This is a genomic window from Pseudoalteromonas sp. SCSIO_11900 (assembly GCF_000576475.1).
GTDB classification, from domain to species: Bacteria; Pseudomonadota; Gammaproteobacteria; order Enterobacterales; family Alteromonadaceae; genus Pseudoalteromonas; species Pseudoalteromonas tetraodonis.
In genome coordinates this window covers 1,985,613-2,002,662 of the sequence record NZ_KK070023.1, presented here as the reverse complement: position 1 = coordinate 2,002,662, position 17,050 = coordinate 1,985,613, and the positions used below count along the sequence as shown (strand labels likewise).

The window sequence follows — 17,050 nt, the reverse complement described above, 5'->3', positions numbered from 1 at the left end:
TAAGAAATACTCTGTTAGGAGTATAAACATAAATTTGTATGCGGGAATGTTGGAATTGAAAGGTGTCTTGTATTAGACGCTGGATTTAGATTCTAAGATGTTAATACCTGTATATGCGATGCGGGAGTGGCGGAATTGGTAGACGCGCTGGATTTAGGTTCCAGTATCTTAGGATGTGAGAGTTCAAGTCTCTCCTTCCGCACCATATTCTTGATAAGAATTAAAATTATCAGCAATTTCTTAGTTGGGATATCGCCAAGCGGTAAGGCACCAGGTTTTGATCCTGGCATTCCCAGGTTCAAATCCTGGTATCCCAGCCAACTTCTTCTACCAAAGAATGTTGTATAAGAATAAGAACTGCGGGAGTGGCGGAATTGGTAGACGCGCTGGATTTAGGTTCCAGTATCTTAGGATGTGAGAGTTCAAGTCTCTCCTTCCGCACCATGTTCTTAATTAGAACTAAAACTCATCCAAATTTAGAGTTGGGATATCGCCAAGCGGTAAGGCACCAGGTTTTGATCCTGGCATTCCCAGGTTCAAATCCTGGTATCCCAGCCAATTTGCACACGTCTTTGATTACACTTCACGATTTATCCTAAACTCCAATTATCTAACTTATATATTTAATTCTTTTTCTACCTTTATAACCTACACCTCTTTTTCTTGGGCATAAAAAAAGACCCAAATTTGAGCCTTTTAATAACTATAAGTATTTTAACTAAGCTCACCGCTTATTGCGTATTTCAGCACCCAGTTTTTTACCGGCCCTGTATTATTAGCTAACTTTAAAAATGTGCTGCGCGCCCATTTTAATGGGGCTATTTGATTTGAGAAACCAAAGTAGCAAGCATCCATCATACTCATCATTAACAAATTAGCGTTACGACGACTACGCTCGTATTCTTTAAGCATTAGCGGGCACCCTACATCATCAGCTGTACGTAACACTTCAGCTAAAGCAGCTACATCTTGAAAGCCTAAATTAACACCCTGTCCTGCCAGAGGATTAATGGTGTGCGCCGCATCCCCCACTAAAACGAGCCTGCCTTGTGAATAATTATTGGCATGCTGCCTTGCCAGAGGAAATATAGCATGGCTTTGTACTTCAAAATCACCAGCAAGCTTTGGAAACTTTTCAATAATATGGGCTTTTAATTCGCTAGGTTGTAGGGCTTTAAATGCTTTGAGGGTATTTGCATCGTCATACCAAATTAAATTTGCATAAGGTGCTTGCATAGGTAAAAACGCAACAGGCCCTGTAGGTGTAAACTGCTGCCATGTTTTAACTTGTTGTGGTGCATCGAGCTTTATTAGCACGCCCATACAATGCTGCTGATATTGCCAACCAGTTATACCAATATTGGCTTTGCTACGTAATTGTGATTGCCCACCATCCGCTGCAATGACTAAATCAGCAGTATAGCTTTGTTCGTTATAGTGCAAGCTAATGCTATCAGGGTTTTGCTCTATTGCCGTTAAAGCCGATGAAGGATTAATCATCTCAATATTATGTTGCTCAAATTGCTGCCATAAACTGGCTTGAATTAGCTTATTTTCGATTAAATGACCTAAATGGGTGGTATTAATAGCATGACAATCAAATAATAAATGATCATTACCTCGTTCAAAGGTCTCTAATTGTTCATAGGGAGCCAATCTATTTGCTCGCAATAATGGCATCGCACCGAGCTGGTCAAGCAACTTTTCCGAAAAGCGATTAATAGCCGAAACACGTATATCAACATCATCACTGTTAAGCACCTGTGGTGCATCTATTGGGTGTTTTTCAATAACACGTACGGCTTTGCCTTGTTGCGCTAATTTAATAGCCATAGCGGCACCAACCATGCCGCCCCCTACTACAATTACATTATTTTTAGCCATGTTTTTCATCATTTTAATTCTGACTTTACTCTGCTTAGATTGTATCGTAATTAGTTTGCTCAGTGTGAGCGCTTCGCTTAATTCTATTATTAAACCCATACTATATTGATTTCAGATCACAAACATGAAATCTATACTTGGTTTTGAGCGTGTATCCAGCTAAAATACGCGTCCTTTAAGTCGAGCGAAATTTTAATAATTCCGCCACTTATACCTGTTTCTAGCACATATTTGTGCCACTATCGAATTGAACACGAGGCTATATTTCAATGAGCAAAAAGCTGCATATTAAAACCTGGGGTTGTCAGATGAACGAATACGACTCTCAGAAAATGGCTGATCTTCTAGATGCTACCAACGGCTATCAGCTAACTGAAGAAGCTGCTGATGCTGATGTTATCTTACTTAATACCTGTTCAATTCGTGAAAAAGCGCAAGAAAAAGTATTTCACCAACTAGGTCGTTGGAAGTTATTAAAAGATGACAAACCAGACCTTATTATTGGTGTAGGCGGCTGTGTTGCATCACAAGAAGGTGATTCAATTCGCCAACGTGCTCCGTTTGTTGATGTTATTTTTGGTCCACAAACTTTGCACCGTTTACCTGAGATGATTAAACAAGTACAAGGCGATAAAGGTTCATCTGTAGTTGATATTTCATTCCCTGAGATTGAAAAATTTGACCGCTTACCTGAACCTAAAGCGGAAGGTCCTTCTGCGTTTGTATCAATTATGGAAGGTTGTTCTAAATACTGTACTTTCTGTGTTGTGCCTTACACCCGTGGTGAAGAAGTAAGCCGCCCTGTTGATGATGTATTATTAGAAGTTGCACAGTTAGCCGAGCAAGGCGTACGTGAAGTTAACCTATTAGGTCAAAACGTAAATGCATACCGTGGTGATACACACGATGGTGAAATTTGCTATTTCTCAGATCTAATTCGTTTAGTGGCTGCAATTGACGGGATTGACCGTATTCGTTACACCACCTCACACCCTGTAGAGTTTACACCAGACATTATTGATGCGTACGCTGATGTGCCTGAACTGGTTGATCACTTACACCTTCCAGTCCAAAGTGGTTCAGACCGTGTTTTAAACTTAATGAAACGCGGCCATACTGCTCTTGAGTACAAATCAACAATTCGTAAGCTACGTAAAATTCGCCCTAACCTAAGCATGTCGTCAGATTTCATCATAGGTTTCCCAGGTGAAAGCAAGGCCGATTTTGAAGCTACCATGAACCTTATCAACGATATTGGTTTTGATATGAGCTTTAGCTTTATTTACAGCGCACGCCCAGGTACACCAGCAGCCGATTTGCCAGATGACGTAACCGAGCAAGAGAAAAAAGAACGCCTGTACTTATTGCAAAATCGTATTACGCAAATGGCACAGCAAATTAGCCGCCAAATGTTTGATACTGAGCAACGTATTTTAGTTGAAGGTCCTTCTAAGAAGAACCCGATGGAACTACGTGGCCGAACTGAAAATAACCGTGTAGTTAACTTTGTTGGCCCACACACAGTGATCGGTCAGTTTGTTGATGTACGTATTACCGAAGCGTTACCAAACTCTTTACGTGGCGATTTAATTCGTACAGAATCAGAAATGAACTTACGCCGCGAAATTGCGCCTTCTGCTATTTTAACCAAAGCAGCGAGTGAGCAAAAAACCGAGACAGCTAACGAAATTGGCGTTGCTACTTTCGTACCTTAGTTGCAAAAATTCATTGCGCCAGTTAACACTGGCGCACTGTAATAGGAAGTAATTTTGAGTAATCAGTTAAAAACATTAGAGATTTATTTAGAACCTGCCGACAACAAACGCCTTTCTTCATTATGTGGCCCGTTTGACGAAAACATCAAACAAATTGAACGCCGTCTAGGTGTTGAAATTATTCATCGTGATAACTTTTTTAAAGTAACCGGTAAACTACACAGTAGCGCCGGCGCGGTAGAGATCTTAAAAAACCTTTATATTGATACTCAACCTGTACGTGGGGAAATTGGCGAAATTGAGCCTGACAACGTACATTTAGCCATCACTGAGTCTAAAGCGCTTGAGCAAGACACCTCTAGTAGCGCCTATGGCAAAGAAATGATGATTAAAACCCGTCGTGGCGTTATTAAACCGCGAAACGATAACCAAGGCTTGTATGTTGCTAACATTTTGCACCACGACATTACCTTTGGTATTGGCCCTGCAGGTACAGGTAAAACCTATCTTGCTGTTGCAGCGGCAGTTGATGCACTAGAGCGCCAAGAAATACGCCGTATATTGCTCACTCGCCCTGCGGTTGAAGCGGGTGAAAAACTCGGCTTTTTACCGGGTGACTTAAGCCAAAAAATAGACCCTTACTTACGTCCACTTTACGATGCCTTATTTGAAATGCTTGGCTTTGAGCGTGTTGAAAAACTGATTGAAAAAAACATCATTGAAATTGCGCCATTGGCTTACATGCGTGGGCGCACACTCAATGATGCGTTTATTATTTTAGATGAAAGCCAAAATACCACCACAGAGCAAATGAAAATGTTCTTAACCCGTATTGGTTTTAATTCTAAAGCAGTGATCACCGGCGACATAACCCAAGTTGATTTACCTCGGGGAGCGCGCTCTGGCCTTCGTCATGCTATTGATGTGTTAGATGGCGTTGATGAAATTAGCTTTAACTTTTTTAAATCGCATGATGTAGTTCGCCACCCTGTGGTAGCACGTATTGTTGAAGCCTATGAGCGCAACGACGAACGTGAGCGCCTTAAGCGATTAGAAAAACAACAAGCTAAAGAAGCGCTTGCCTCTCATGAGCAACCTGCGACTAAAGAGTAATACAGTGAAAACAGAACTTGATTTACAAATAGCGTGTGAGTTTGACAACTTACCCAGCCTTGAGCAGTTTGCAATGTGGGCCGATAAAGTACTTAGCCAATACCGCGATGAGTCTGAGCTGACCATTGTCATTAGCGATGAAGCACAGTCACAACAGCTAAATAATGACTACCGCGGTAAAAATAAGCCTACCAACGTATTATCGTTTGAATTTGAAGCGCCACCGGGTATTGATATCCCACTTGTGGGTGACTTAATTATTTGTCCAGCCATCGTTTTGGCTGAGGCCCAAGAGCAAGAAAAGTCATTTCATGACCACTTTGCCCATATGGTTATTCATGGATGCTTGCATTTACTTGGATTTGACCATATAAAGAGTGAAGATGCGTTAGAGATGGAAAGTATAGAAAAGCAATTACTTGCTGAACTAAACATAGCAGACCCATACCGGGACGATATTTAAATAAACGGAGCAATTAGACGTAATGAGCGACGATAACTCGCAATCTAGCCAGGGTTCTTCTGGCAGGACTTGGCTGGGCCGTATAACCCACATGTTGCAAGGGGAACCCCAGAATAGAGAAGAGCTGGTTGAGGTGATTGCCGATGCCCAAGAGCGGGATGTAATCGATCCTGAAACCAAAGAAATGATTGAAGGTGTGCTTGGTGTGTCTGAGCTTAAAGTGCGAGATATTATGATACCGCGCTCACAAATGGTCACCTTGGAAATTGATAGTCCGCTTGAAGAGCATATACCTATGATGGTTGACTCTACCCACTCTCGTTTTCCGGTTGTGTGTGAAGATAAAGACCATGTAGAAGGGATTTTACTCGCAAAAGACTTATTACCTCTCATTTTAAACAAAGATGAGCATTTACCATCGCTACGTGACTATTTACGTCCAGCTATGGTGGTGCCTGAAAGTAAACGGGTTGATACTCTGCTTAACGAGTTTCGTCAGCAACGCTACCATATGGCAATCGTGATAGACGAGTACGGCGGCGTATCTGGTTTGGTCACTATTGAAGATATTCTTGAGATCATTGTTGGCGAAATCGAAGATGAGCACGATGAAGAAGAAGAACAACAAGATATTCGTCAACTAGCTAAACATGTTTACGTTGTGCAGGCACTGACCCCTGTAGATGACTTTAATGAGCATTTTAAATCAGGTTACAGCTCGCAAGACGCCGATACTATTGGTGGTATCGTATTACATGCCTTTGGCCATATGCCGAGTCGTGGCGAAACTATTGATATAGACGGGTTTCAGTTTAAAGTAACTAATTCTGATAACCGTCGTATATTACAACTGCAAGTCACCATTCCTAAGGCTGATGATAACGACAGTGAAGAAACTGCTAACTAGTCTCACCCTACTAGCAAAAGATAAAAAAGCATGGCTCGCACTGGTTGCGGGCCTTGTTTTGACTTTTAGCTACGCGCCTTTTGGTATTTGGCCAATTGTATTTTTTAGCTTGGTCGCATTATTTTATTGTATCCCTGCAAACCTCACTGGAAAAAAACACGCTAAAACCGCGGCTAAATATGGCTTTATATTTGGCCTAGGCTGGTTTGGTGCAGGTATAAGTTGGGTACATGTTTCTATCGCCACCTTTGGTGGTATGCCACTTATCGCTTCCATTTCGTTAATGGTATTACTGTGCAGCTACCTTTCATTATTTCCTGCGTTGGCACTGTGGGGAACCACTCGTTTTTCAAACGGCTCTATAAGTTTTGCAGCGCTACTACTCCCTTGTTTTGCGATTAGTGAGTATTTGCGAGCCAAGCTAATAACCGGTTTTCCTTGGTTAAGCTTTGGCTATACACAAACAGATAGCCCACTGAATGCCCTTGCTCCTTTTATTGGTGAATTTGGACTCACGCTATTATGTATTGCCATTGGTTTTGCATTGTACAGCTTAACGCAAAAACAATTTAAAATGCCTGTTGTTACCGCTGCTGTGGTTGTTTTAGCTTTTGCAGGTGCACATTTTACAAAGGCACCCCATTACTCCAATAAAGACCTTTCTGTGCTGCTTGTACAAGGTAATATAAAACAACACTTGCGCTTTGACCCCAGTGAGTTTTGGACCACCATGAGTAAGTATCAAGATATGACGCGCCGTCACTGGGATGCTGATTTAATTGTGTGGCCTGAAGCTGCAGTGCCTGAAATAGAAGCCCTCGCTGATTCATATTTAGCAGGCTTAGACAGTGCCGCCTCATTTAATAAAACCGCGCTAGTAACGGGTATTGTCGATTACCAACGCGATACAAAAACCATTTTCAATACGCTGATTGTGGTCGGTAACAAAGAGCAAAATGATGAACATGGCCACTACCGTTACTTAGACAGTAACCGCTATCAAAAGCATCAGTTATTGCCTATTGGAGAGTTTGTTCCCTTTGAAGACATACTGCGCCCCATAGCTCCGTTATTTGATTTGCCTATGTCATCGTTCTCTCGCGGTGATAAAGTGCAAAATAACTTACGCGCGAATGGCTTTAATCTACTGCCCGCTATTTGCTACGAAATAGTCTTTGCTGATTTAGTGCGTGGTAACTACAAAAGCGACTCAGACATATTATTTACGGTGAGTAATGATGCTTGGTTTGGTGATTCAATCGGCCCCCACCAGCATATGCAAATTGCCCGCATGCGCGCCCTAGAACTACAGCGTCCATTAGTGCGTGTTACCAACAACGGCATAAGTGGTGTATACGACCCCATAAGCCAAACACGTCAAACTATGCCACAGTTTGAAACTACCACACTTAAAGCCAATATAAAGCTCATACAAGGGGATAGCGTGTATAGCCAATACGGCAATGGGTTTGTATGGGGGTTTATATTGTTATTGGGTATGATTGGATTTGGGGTTAAATTTAAGAAGTAAATTCGTTGGTTACTAGCTCAATAATTTGTTGTTTTATTGCTGCCTGCTGAGACTTTACCTCACTGAGTTGCGGCTGCAATCTATTTATCTCTTCTTGTTGTTGCTCGATTTTATATTTTTTAGCCCCGATATGCTCAGCATCCATAGTCAAACGATTGTCGTCTTCAGCTGGCCCATATTGGCTATTATTTATGGTTAAACTACGTTATACAGTGCTCTGCTTAAGCTTATTTACATGCTCTTGTAATGCAACCACTTGCTTATATGCCTTTTCTAAATTTTGATATTGCTCAGCAGATGTTGCGCTATCTTCGCTGTATTTTTGAACCTTTGCGTCTAAAAACTCTGATAAAACATAGTCAAGTTCTTCTTGTGATTCGTCACCTGTAGGTTGCCGCTCTGTTTCTACTAAAGCCTGATTGTTATAATTAGATGCTTGATATTGAATTGAGGCGGTTGAAATCTTCATTATTTTATCCCTAAAATAAATTTGTCACTATTTTAGGTATCGACTGATATTTTAAACTCTTGAGTAGGATTGACTGATAAAAGCAAATAAAAAAGCCCTACTTGATTAAAGCAGGGCTTAACGTATTTTTTACCTTAAAATTACGACTCAATAGCCAGTAATTCCACCTCAAAAATAAGCAATGACGCAGGAGGTATACTCCCTACCCGCTTTTCACCATAGGCAAGCTGGTGCGGTATATAAAACTGAAATTTATCGCCCGGGCTCATCAGTTGCAGACCCTCAGTCCAGCCTTTTATCACTTGGTGCAAGCCAAAGCTAATCGGAGTTTTACGCTCTACTGAGCTGTCAAATACAGTGCCGTCGATTAAAGTGCCATGATAATGCACTTTCACCATACTTGTTGGGCTAGGTGTATTTTCGCTCTGTCCTTTATGGATTATTTTATATTGCAAGCCAGATGCGGTTTCATTTACGCCTTCAGTTTTTGCATTAGCAATTAAATAATCACTTTCAATTTGTGCGTTAGCGATTGCTTGCTGCTTAGCTTTTTTACTGTTTTTAAAAATTAAAACACAAAAAATTGCAATAACAATCAGTAAAATTATATTGATCATAACTCCCCTTTTTCATCTTCTGAGTCGTGGTCTTTTTCGTCACTGTTATCGCCATTAACAATATCGGCAATGTCTTTTAATCGCGCTAATGCAATGCCATTAACCGAATCTTCTGGGTAGTGTTCATCAACCATGTCACCCGCGTCAATGTCCATTAGTAAGTTTAGCGCTTGGTCAACGGTTTCAACGGCGAAAATATTAAATTTACCCAGTTCAACCGCATTGAGTATTTCATCATCAAGTACTAAGTTAACTTGGTTTGATTTTGGAATAATAACGCCTTGCTCACCCGTTAAGCCGCGCATTTTACATAGCTTAAAGAAACCTTCTATTTTCTCGTTTACACCACCAATGGCCTGTACATCACCATGCTGATTAATAGAGCCGGTTAGTGCAATAGATTGGCTTATTGGTAAACTGGTGATCGCCGAAATTAGCGCACAAAGTTCAGCAAGAGAGGCGCTATCACCATCTATGTAGCCATAACTTTGTTCAATAGCGATATTCGCACTGAGTGTTAAGCTAAAGTGTTGCGCGTATTTGTTACCTAAATAACCAGTGAGCAGCATTACCCCTTTTGAGTGAATTGCTTTACCCAGCTCGGCTTCGCGTTCCACATCAATTACGCCGTCGGCGCCCGCATAAACGGTAGCAGTAATACGTGCAGGTGTGCCAAATGAGGTGTCACCAATGTGCAGTACAGTTAAACCATTTACTTTACCTACGGCTTGCCCGTCGGTCGCAATTAAGGTGTGCCCTTCTTTTATATCGCTGAGCATATTTTCACTAATTTGCCCCGTACGATATTGTTTGCCTTCAATCGCTTCGTCAATATGGCGAGCATCAATCACCGTTAGCTTGTCTTGTTTAGCGTAAAAACTAGCCTCAGCCACCAGCTCTAATACATCAGCAAAACGGGCTGAGAGTTTATTATGGTGCTCAGCTTGGCGATAACTAAACTTAAGCAATCGCACCATTGCTGATTCGTTTAACATGCACTTTAATGTTTGCTCGCAGTAATCACTGACTTTAGTAATAAACTGATACTGCAGCTTATCGCTACTTGGTAAGTAATAATCAAAATCGGCAAGTACTCTAAATAACTCGGCAAATTCTTCGTCGTATTCACCGATGGTGTAATAAAGCTCACGTGAACCAAGCAAAATAATTTTCACATCAAGCGGTATTAACTGCGGGCGAAGCGTAAAGCTACTGCCAACTACACTGTCTTGATAAGGTAAGTCATTTTTAATTTGATGCGTTTTTAACGACAGTTTTAGTCCATCCCACACTTGGGGTTGAGCCATTACTTTTTCAGCATCCATAATTAAATAGCCGCCATTCGCGCGGTGCAATGCACCTGGTTGAATTGATCGATAGCTGGTAATTAACGACCCTTGCGATGTGGCGTATTCAATTTTGCCAAAAATATTACCAAAAGTTGGGTTTGGCTCGTAAACAACCGGTGCCGCATCGCCTTCTTTATATTCGACCAAAATATTAGGCGCAAAAAAGTCGGTAAGCATGCCTTTACGATCAAAGTCTTCTTTGTTTTCTTCGCTTTCACCTTCATCATCAAGCCATTCGAGCACGGCATCAATAATTTCTACACGTATATCTTTTAAATAACGCAGTACACCAATATGGCTGGCATATTTATGTTCTAAATCTTTTAATAACGGTTTAGTAGCTTGCTCAGCGGTAGACTTTTTAAGGTTGCGAAGCTTTTCTTTGGATTCACGTTTCCAGCGCGGTAACTCAATAAGCGCCTCAATGAGGGCATCTTCTAATTTTTCTATACGCTCAAAAAACATCTCGCGTAAGTCATCTTCAAGATCAGAAAACTCATTATCGGTAAGTTGTTTACCATCAATCAGCGGTGCAAAGCCGACTACGCCTTTTTCTTCAATTAGTGCCACACTTTGCTCAAGCGCGGCTATTTCTACCGATGTAATGGCGCCATCGTAAGCATCGTTAAACTCACGGTCTATCGATTTTTTCTTACGCTGATAGGCTGGGTTATCAAATGCAGCAGGAAAGGTGTCGAGTACTTCATCAATAAACGAGTCAATATCATCGGCTAATTGTTTGCTTTGCCCTGCATGCATAAATAAGGCAATAGGCTCACGGTGATCGTCGTAGTTATTAACATATAACCATTCATGCGGTGTTGTGCGCTCTTTAGCGTGTTGTTTTAATTTGTCTTTTACTAAGGTAAAACGCCCGTGTGCCGCCTCTCCCATTACGTAAACATTATAACCGGGTAGGTCCATTCCTAAAGAAAAGTCCAACGCACTTTGCGCACGTTGTTGGCCTATAAAGGTAAGTTGCTCAGGGTATGGATTGCTCATGCAAGTGCTTACATGGCTCGAAGAAATACTCGGTGCAAGATTTGATACAGGTAGTGGCAGCAGTTTTTTCGTCATTCTAACTTCTTTTTTTACCAGCTTAATTGCTAGATTTGGGCATATTGAGTGGCCTACAGCCACTCAATACTTATATTTAGGGTTGTAAAGCCTGGCGGCTAAAATAGATGCCATCACACTGCGTACAAGGAATAATTTGCGTTGCATGGTAAACATCGTAACTATGGTTGCAATTCTTACATACTAATGTGCCCATGGCTATCCATTCACCTGCGTGATAAACACCATTATGCTTAAAATCTTCACTTAATGACTGCCATTCAAGCTGTGTTTTGTCTTCAATATGAGAAAGCTCAAACCACAATGACTCTTTAAGCTCCTGCCATGCAAGCGAATTATAGTAGCTGTTATTTTCTTGTAGATGAGAGATATCGCGCATTAAGTAATTACGATAAAGCTGATATTTTTCTTCACCTAAATCTTTAAGTGCCTGCTCAGATTCAACAAATCGCTTTACTGCAGCTTTAACCTCATGCTCTTTCACATCTTTTAACCAATCGGTTAAATCACTAAGCCATGCTCTGTAATCTGCCATTTTATACTCCTTCAAAATTGTGAGGGGACTGATATTTATACGGCGCTATTAGCTGTTGATAAAAACAACACCATACAGGCTTTGTTTAGGGTCTGTTGACCTTTTAAGGTTAAATTTGCAGCATTCTGTTTGGTATTTAGGCAAGGCAGAGCCTATGTGGTGTGGTTATTCCCCATAAATAGGCGATAACGCAGCATCAATGCCAAACAGGCGCTGCCCGAAGGGTTCTGCCTAGGGGTGATTTACTCTTTGTTGCTCGGTTTTTACTTATTCTTACATGGATGTAAGCCAGTAGAATAACGCAGGAGCAGTTATCGAGCCCACTAGGTTACAAACCTCGCGTCGCGATTAAATCGCCCCTAGTTTGAACAAATTGTAATCCACAAAGATCAACAGACCCTAGCTTAAACCTCAAATACTTGCGTGTAAACTCAACTAAAAAGATTAACAAACGCTAAGTTAAAACTGACTCCTAACGTAGATAAGTATAGGTTAACCTGTACTGAAAACTAATTTACTCGCAAATTTACAAAAAGCGCCGCTTTGGCGCTGTGAATAGCGCTTTATTTGGGGTATCCTATCGACAATTTTTTATTAGTATGCAAGAAGTTTGGAAACGTAAATGCAAGAGCAATATAACCCACAAGACATAGAGTCAAAAGTCCAACGCTACTGGGAAGAAAACCAAGTATTTAAAGTCACAGAAGACGAGAGCAAAGAAAAGTACTACTGCCTCTCAATGTTTCCTTACCCAAGTGGTCGACTGCATATGGGTCATGTGCGTAACTACACCATTGGTGACGTGGTTTCTCGCTTTCAGCGCTTGCAAGGCAAAAACGTAATGCAACCTATGGGTTGGGATGCGTTTGGTTTACCTGCAGAAAACGCGGCTATTAAAAATAAAACAGCCCCAGCAAAATGGACTTACGAAAATATTGACTACATGCGTAACCAGCTTAAGCAATTAGGGTTTGGCTACGACTGGGATCGCGAAATTGCGACGTGCCACCCAGAATATTATAAATGGGAACAATGGTTCTTCACTAAGCTTTACGAAAAAGGCCTAGTGTACAAAAAAATGTCAACGGTTAACTGGGATCCTGTGGATCAAACAGTATTAGCTAATGAACAAGTAATTGATGGTCGTGGTTGGCGTTCAGGCGCAGTAGTAGAACAAAAAGAAATTCCACAGTGGTTTATAAAAATTACCGACTATGCTCAAGAGCTATTAGACGACTTAGACAAACTAGAAGATTGGCCTGAGCAAGTTAAAACCATGCAGCGCAACTGGATTGGTCGCTCTGAAGGGTTAGATATCGAGTTTACGCGCACCGACAATAACGAAAAGTTTAGTGTATACACCACTCGTCCAGATACGTTTATGGGCGTGACATACCTAGCTGTGGCCGGTGGCCACCCAATCGCACAAGAAGCGGCTAAAAACAACGACGCGATTGCGATGTTTGTTGAAGAGTGTAAAAACACTAAAGTTGCCGAAGCGGATATGGCAACCATGGAGAAAAAAGGCATTGCAACAGGCTTTTACGCCACGCATCCATTAACGGGCGAGCAAGTGCCTATTTGGGTTGCAAACTTTGTATTGATGCATTACGGCTCAGGCGCGGTAATGGCAGTACCAGCGCACGACCAACGTGACTTTGAATTTGCCACCGCATACGGCCTCGATATTAAACAAGTTATTGCCCCTGCTGAAGGTTCAGAGCTTGAGGTAAACCTTAGCAAAGAAGCATTCACCGAAAAAGGCGTACTGGTTAACTCAGGTGAATTTGATGGCCTTGATTTTGAAAACGCCTTTAACGCTGTTGCCGACAAACTAGAAGCATTAGGTGTAGGTGAGCGTAAAGTAAACTTCCGTCTTCGCGATTGGGGCGTAAGTCGCCAGCGTTACTGGGGCTCTCCAATCCCAATGCTGAGCGATGAAAACGGTAACGAGCTTGCTGCTACTGAAGATATGCTCCCTGTGCGTTTACCAGAAGATGTGGTAATGAATGGTGTTACATCGCCAATTAAAGCCGATCCGAATTGGGCTAAAACAACTGTAAACGGTGTACCTGCTACTCACGAAACAGATACTTTTGACACCTTTATGGAATCATCGTGGTATTACGCTCGCTACTGTAGCCCACGCCATGACGAAGGCATGTTAGACCCAGCAGCCGCTAACTACTGGTTACCAGTAAACCAATATATTGGTGGTATTGAGCACGCCATATTGCACTTATTATATTCGCGCTTTTTCCACAAATTATTACGTGACTTTGGTTTAGTTAATTCAGATGAACCATTCGACCGCTTACTTTGTCAAGGTATGGTACTTGCTGAAACATTTTATCGTAAAGATGAAAAAGGTGGCGACATTTGGATTTCGCCAAGTGATGTAAACACAGAAACCGACGACAAAGGTCGCGTAACTAAAGCATGGCATAAAAAAGATGGTGAACCGGTGTTCTCATCTGGCATGAGCAAAATGTCTAAGTCGAAAAACAACGGTATAGACCCACAAGAAGTTATTGCCCAATACGGTGCAGATACAGTGCGTTTATTTATGATGTTTACAGCACCACCAGAGCAAACGCTTGAATGGTCAGATTCAGGCGTTGAAGGCGCACATCGTTTCTTAAAACGTGTCTGGAAATACGCAGTAGACGTTAAAACAGTAGGTTACCAAGCACTTGATAAATCGGCGCTTACTAACCCGCAAAAAGTACTACGTCGTGAGCTACACAAAGCAATCGCAAAAGTGAGCGATGATGTAGAGCGTCGTCAAACCTTTAACACCGCTATTGCCGCAATTATGGAGCTTTCTAACAAGCTATTAAAAGCGCCATTAAATGACACACAAGATGTTGCCATTGCTAACGAGGCACTGGAAGCATTAATAATCATGCTGGCACCTATTACACCGCATTTATCGCATCAATTATGGCAAGACCTAGGTAAAGAAGGTGATATTTTAGATGCGGCATGGCCAAAAGTTGACGAATCTGCTCTTGTTGAAGATGAAAAACTAATCATCGTACAAGTAAACGGTAAGCTGCGTGCAAAACTAACAGTGGCTGCTGATGCTACGCAAGAGCAAGTAGAAGCTTTGGCATTTGCCGAGTCTAACGTGACTAAATTTACTGATGGTGCAACGATACGAAAAGTTATTTATGTACCCGGTAAATTACTTAACGTGGTAGCTAACTAATATGGCTGCTTTAAACGCCATTAAAAACGGACTAGCCTTAGTGCTAGTCTGCTTTTTGTTATCGAGCTGTGGCTTTCATCTTAAAAAAGCGTCTAGCCTACCCAATGATTTAAAACAGCTAACGCTTGTGGGGGATGATCAAAAATCTGCTTTATTTAGTTATTTACAAAGCGAACTGGCTATGAGCGACGTCACTTTAGTGCCTGCAAGTAAACAATCAGCGCAGCTTTATTTATTTAAAGAACAACTAGAGCGTCAAACCTTATCGTTGTTCCAAAACGGGCAAGTAGCTGAGTACGAACTGGCATACAGCGTAAGTTATGTAGTAAAACGCCCGAAACAAAAAGCCATCGAAAAACGCTTTGAGTTATACCGTAACTACCAAGACGACCCAGATAACGCACTAGCAAAAGCAAAAGAGCTTGAACTACTAATTAGCGAAATTCGCCAACAAGCGAGTCGTCGTATTGTTAGAGAGTTGTCGCAACTATAATGCGTTGTTATGCAAATCAGCTGCCTAGCGAATTAAAAAAGGGGTTAAAACCTTTTTATTTGGTTTTTGGTGAAGAGCCTTTTCAAGAAGCGCACTGTGTACAGCTCATACGCGACAGCGCAAAAGCACAAGGTTTTGATGAAGTAATTAAATTTACTTTAGTTCAGGGCTTTGATTGGCATGAAATAATCGCGCAATACCAAAGTATGTCGTTGTTTAGTGCGCGTACGATTATTGAGCTAGATTTAAACCAGCAAAAACCGGGGACACCCGGCGCAAACACCTTTAAAAAAATAGTAGAGCTTGAAAACCCTGATACGATCTTAATCGTAAAAGGCGCTAAGGCCAGTCAAGATGTTCAGCGCGGTGCGTGGTTTAAAGCACTTGATAAGCATGGGTTATTTGTCCCCTGCTACCCGCTTAGCGGAAATCACTTAAAGCGTTGGCTTGATGAGCAGTGCCAACGTTTGTCACTAAATATTCAAAACGAGGCAAAACTCAGTTTAATTAATGCCACTGAAGGCAACTTACTTGCGTGCTATCAAGAACTCGAAAAACTAGCGTTAATACACGGTAATGCTCTGATCACGCAACAACTGGTGATGCAAGGACTGCTAAACCAAGCCAAGTTTGATATTTTTGATTTAAGTGATGCGCTTTTAAACGGCCACACCGCTCAAGCTATAAAAGTACTTAACAAACTTGCCAGTGATAACACTGAGGTTGTGAGTATCTTATGGGCTATCAATAAAGACCTTAATACATTATTGAGTGTGCAGCAGGGATTATTGCAAGGTGAGTCATTAGCAACCTTATTTAAACAAAAAGCGATTTGGAAAAATCAACAAGCGCCAGTACAAACAGCCATTAACAGGCTAAACATTCATACCCTAGAGAATATTAGCAGTGAACTGGCATTGTTTGATGCAAGTTACAAGCAAGGCGCATTGATTGCCCCTTATCAAGCATTGGCGCATATTTGCATTAAGTTCTGCCAACCGCTCGATATTCCACTTCCCTGCCATACTAACCGTCAGTAAAGGGAAATACATGATTGCAATTTTTGGTGGTACTTTTGATCCCGTTCATTTGGGACACCTTAATATGGCGCAGCAATGCGTTGCGACCTTTAAATTACACTCACTCTATTTTATGCCCTGTGCAATACCCGCACACAAAGCGGCACCGGGGATCAGCACCGAGCATCGTATAGCAATGCTTAAAGCCGCAATTACACCTTATGCGCCGTTCAAACTTGATTTACGAGAACTGCAACGCAGCGGCCCGTCGTATTCTTTATTAAGTTTGCAAGAGCTAAGAGCAGAAAACCCCGATACCCCTATTTTATTTTTAATTGGCATGGACTCATTCAACAATTTCGATAAATGGTATCAATGGCAAACAATAACTCGCCTTTGTCATCTGGTGGTGTATCAACGCCCAGGCCAAAGCTGTGATGTACAAGGGGAACTTAAAAACTACAAACAGCAGGCTGTGACCAACGATATTTTTCTGCTCAACAAAACAAATGCCGGACACCTTTACTTTTTAGAGGGAGAACAGCTGGACGCTGCATCCAGCGAAATCCGTCAAGCCCTTAAAAAAAGAACTAAAAAGAGTGAACTATTACCCGACGCCGTGAGTCACTATATTAAGCAGCATCAGCTTTATCAAGAGTGATTGGTA

At 41.6% G+C, this 17,050-nt stretch carries 15 protein-coding genes and 4 tRNA genes; 13 read left to right on the top strand and 6 right to left on the bottom strand.

The window, feature by feature from the left end; genetic code table 11:
• The first annotated feature begins 120 nt into the window (after positions 1-120).
• From BG00_RS09280 to BG00_RS09265, 4 genes are all read left to right on the top strand, one after another.
• Positions 121-205, top strand: a tRNA-Leu gene (locus tag BG00_RS09280).
• A gap of 40 nt (positions 206-245) precedes the next feature.
• Positions 246-320: transfer RNA gene (locus BG00_RS09275), tRNA-Gln, on the top strand.
• A gap of 39 nt (positions 321-359) precedes the next feature.
• A tRNA-Leu gene (locus BG00_RS09270) sits at positions 360-444 on the top strand.
• Between the two features lie 39 nt (positions 445-483).
• Positions 484-558 (top strand) — tRNA-Gln (locus tag BG00_RS09265).
• A 156-nt stretch (positions 559-714) separates the two neighbouring features.
• On the opposite strand, the gene BG00_RS09260 is transcribed toward BG00_RS09265, so the two are convergent.
• On the bottom strand, positions 715-1,896 hold the full coding sequence (locus BG00_RS09260; RefSeq protein WP_036983427.1) for an FAD-dependent oxidoreductase: 1,182 nt from the start codon (positions 1,894-1,896) through the stop codon (positions 715-717).
• 257 nt (positions 1,897-2,153) lie between these two features.
• On the opposite strand from BG00_RS09260, the gene miaB reads away from it, so the two are divergent.
• Genes miaB through lnt form a run of 5 tightly spaced genes read left to right on the top strand, consistent with a single transcriptional unit; the run spans position 2,154 to position 7,613 of the window.
• Positions 2,154-3,599: a tRNA (N6-isopentenyl adenosine(37)-C2)-methylthiotransferase MiaB gene (miaB, locus tag BG00_RS09255; RefSeq protein ID WP_010388336.1), complete on the top strand. Its 1,446-nt coding sequence runs from the start codon at positions 2,154-2,156 to the stop codon at positions 3,597-3,599.
• 54 nt (positions 3,600-3,653) lie between these two features.
• Positions 3,654-4,712 carry a PhoH family protein gene (locus tag BG00_RS09250; protein ID WP_036982061.1) on the top strand — a complete coding sequence of 353 codons (1,059 nt, stop codon included), beginning with the start codon at positions 3,654-3,656 and terminating at the stop codon, positions 4,710-4,712.
• A gap of 4 nt (positions 4,713-4,716) precedes the next feature.
• Positions 4,717-5,175, top strand: coding sequence for an rRNA maturation RNase YbeY (gene ybeY / locus BG00_RS09245; protein ID WP_008115159.1), 459 nt, complete (start codon positions 4,717-4,719; stop codon positions 5,173-5,175).
• A gap of 22 nt (positions 5,176-5,197) precedes the next feature.
• Positions 5,198-6,082, top strand: coding sequence for a CNNM family magnesium/cobalt transport protein CorC (gene corC, locus BG00_RS09240; protein WP_036982057.1), 885 nt, complete (start codon positions 5,198-5,200; stop codon positions 6,080-6,082).
• Positions 6,063-7,613 (top strand): apolipoprotein N-acyltransferase, encoded by a 1,551-nt coding sequence (gene lnt, locus BG00_RS09235; RefSeq protein ID WP_190276263.1) that lies wholly within the window; start codon positions 6,063-6,065, stop codon positions 7,611-7,613. Before corC ends, lnt begins: the two co-directional genes overlap by 20 nt.
• Here lnt and BG00_RS18065 read toward each other — a convergent pair.
• The 5 genes from BG00_RS18065 to BG00_RS09215 all read right to left on the bottom strand — a co-directional run bounded on the left by BG00_RS18065 (position 7,603) and on the right by BG00_RS09215 (position 11,660).
• Positions 7,603-7,758: a hypothetical protein gene (locus tag BG00_RS18065; protein ID WP_253861371.1), complete on the bottom strand. Its 156-nt coding sequence runs from the start codon at positions 7,756-7,758 to the stop codon at positions 7,603-7,605. The two genes, lnt and BG00_RS18065, sit on opposite strands and share 11 nt — an antisense overlap.
• A gap of 60 nt (positions 7,759-7,818) precedes the next feature.
• Positions 7,819-8,082: a hypothetical protein gene (locus BG00_RS18060; protein WP_253861370.1), complete on the bottom strand. Its 264-nt coding sequence runs from the start codon at positions 8,080-8,082 to the stop codon at positions 7,819-7,821.
• 140 nt (positions 8,083-8,222) lie between these two features.
• Positions 8,223-8,699, bottom strand: coding sequence for a BamJ family beta-barrel-assembly machinery protein (locus BG00_RS09225; protein WP_036982055.1), 477 nt, complete (start codon positions 8,697-8,699; stop codon positions 8,223-8,225).
• Entirely contained in the window at positions 8,696-11,125 is a 2,430-nt protein-coding gene (locus BG00_RS09220; protein WP_036983426.1) for a Lon protease family protein, read from the bottom strand. The genes BG00_RS09225 and BG00_RS09220 overlap by 4 nt, the downstream gene beginning before the upstream one ends.
• A 76-nt stretch (positions 11,126-11,201) precedes the next feature.
• Complete coding sequence (locus tag BG00_RS09215; RefSeq protein WP_036982054.1) at positions 11,202-11,660, bottom strand: zinc ribbon-containing protein; 459 nt, start codon at positions 11,658-11,660, stop codon at positions 11,202-11,204.
• A gap of 622 nt (positions 11,661-12,282) precedes the next feature.
• On the opposite strand from BG00_RS09215, the gene leuS reads away from it, so the two are divergent.
• The 4 genes from leuS to nadD are packed head-to-tail and all read left to right on the top strand — an operon-like array spanning position 12,283 to position 17,044.
• Positions 12,283-14,871, top strand: a complete 2,589-nt coding sequence (gene leuS / locus BG00_RS09210) for a leucine--tRNA ligase (protein WP_036982053.1) — start codon at positions 12,283-12,285, stop codon at positions 14,869-14,871.
• 1 nt (position 14,872) lies between these two features.
• A complete protein-coding gene (locus BG00_RS09205) occupies positions 14,873-15,364 on the top strand; it encodes an LPS-assembly lipoprotein LptE (protein ID WP_036982052.1) in 492 nt (163 codons plus the stop codon).
• Positions 15,364-16,404, top strand: coding sequence for a DNA polymerase III subunit delta (holA, locus tag BG00_RS09200; protein WP_036982051.1), 1,041 nt, complete (start codon positions 15,364-15,366; stop codon positions 16,402-16,404). Before BG00_RS09205 ends, holA begins: the two co-directional genes overlap by 1 nt.
• Before the next feature lie 10 nt (positions 16,405-16,414).
• Positions 16,415-17,044: a nicotinate-nucleotide adenylyltransferase gene (gene nadD / locus BG00_RS09195; protein ID WP_036982050.1), complete on the top strand. Its 630-nt coding sequence runs from the start codon at positions 16,415-16,417 to the stop codon at positions 17,042-17,044.
• Positions 17,045-17,050: the final 6 nt, after the last annotated feature.

Bases quoted from the DNA above. Each gene is read 5' to 3' on its own strand.
- leuS (WP_036982053.1), top strand. From the start codon at position 12,283: ATGCAAGAGCAATATAACCCACAAGACATAGAGTCAAAAGTCCAACGC.
- holA (WP_036982051.1), top strand. From the start codon at position 15,364: ATGCGTTGTTATGCAAATCAGCTGCCTAGCGAATTAAAAAAGGGGTTA.
- BG00_RS09220 (WP_036983426.1), bottom strand. From the start codon at position 11,125: ATGACGAAAAAACTGCTGCCACTACCTGTATCAAATCTTGCACCGAGT.
- BG00_RS18060 (WP_253861370.1), bottom strand. From the start codon at position 8,082: ATGAAGATTTCAACCGCCTCAATTCAATATCAAGCATCTAATTATAAC.
- BG00_RS09205 (WP_036982052.1), top strand. From the start codon at position 14,873: ATGGCTGCTTTAAACGCCATTAAAAACGGACTAGCCTTAGTGCTAGTC.
- BG00_RS09225 (WP_036982055.1), bottom strand. From the start codon at position 8,699: ATGATCAATATAATTTTACTGATTGTTATTGCAATTTTTTGTGTTTTA.
- BG00_RS09260 (WP_036983427.1), bottom strand. From the start codon at position 1,896: ATGATGAAAAACATGGCTAAAAATAATGTAATTGTAGTAGGGGGCGGC.
- corC (WP_036982057.1), top strand. From the start codon at position 5,198: ATGAGCGACGATAACTCGCAATCTAGCCAGGGTTCTTCTGGCAGGACT.
- BG00_RS09215 (WP_036982054.1), bottom strand. From the start codon at position 11,660: ATGGCAGATTACAGAGCATGGCTTAGTGATTTAACCGATTGGTTAAAA.
- nadD (WP_036982050.1), top strand. From the start codon at position 16,415: ATGATTGCAATTTTTGGTGGTACTTTTGATCCCGTTCATTTGGGACAC.
- miaB (WP_010388336.1), top strand. From the start codon at position 2,154: ATGAGCAAAAAGCTGCATATTAAAACCTGGGGTTGTCAGATGAACGAA.
- BG00_RS18065 (WP_253861371.1), bottom strand. From the start codon at position 7,758: ATGGATGCTGAGCATATCGGGGCTAAAAAATATAAAATCGAGCAACAA.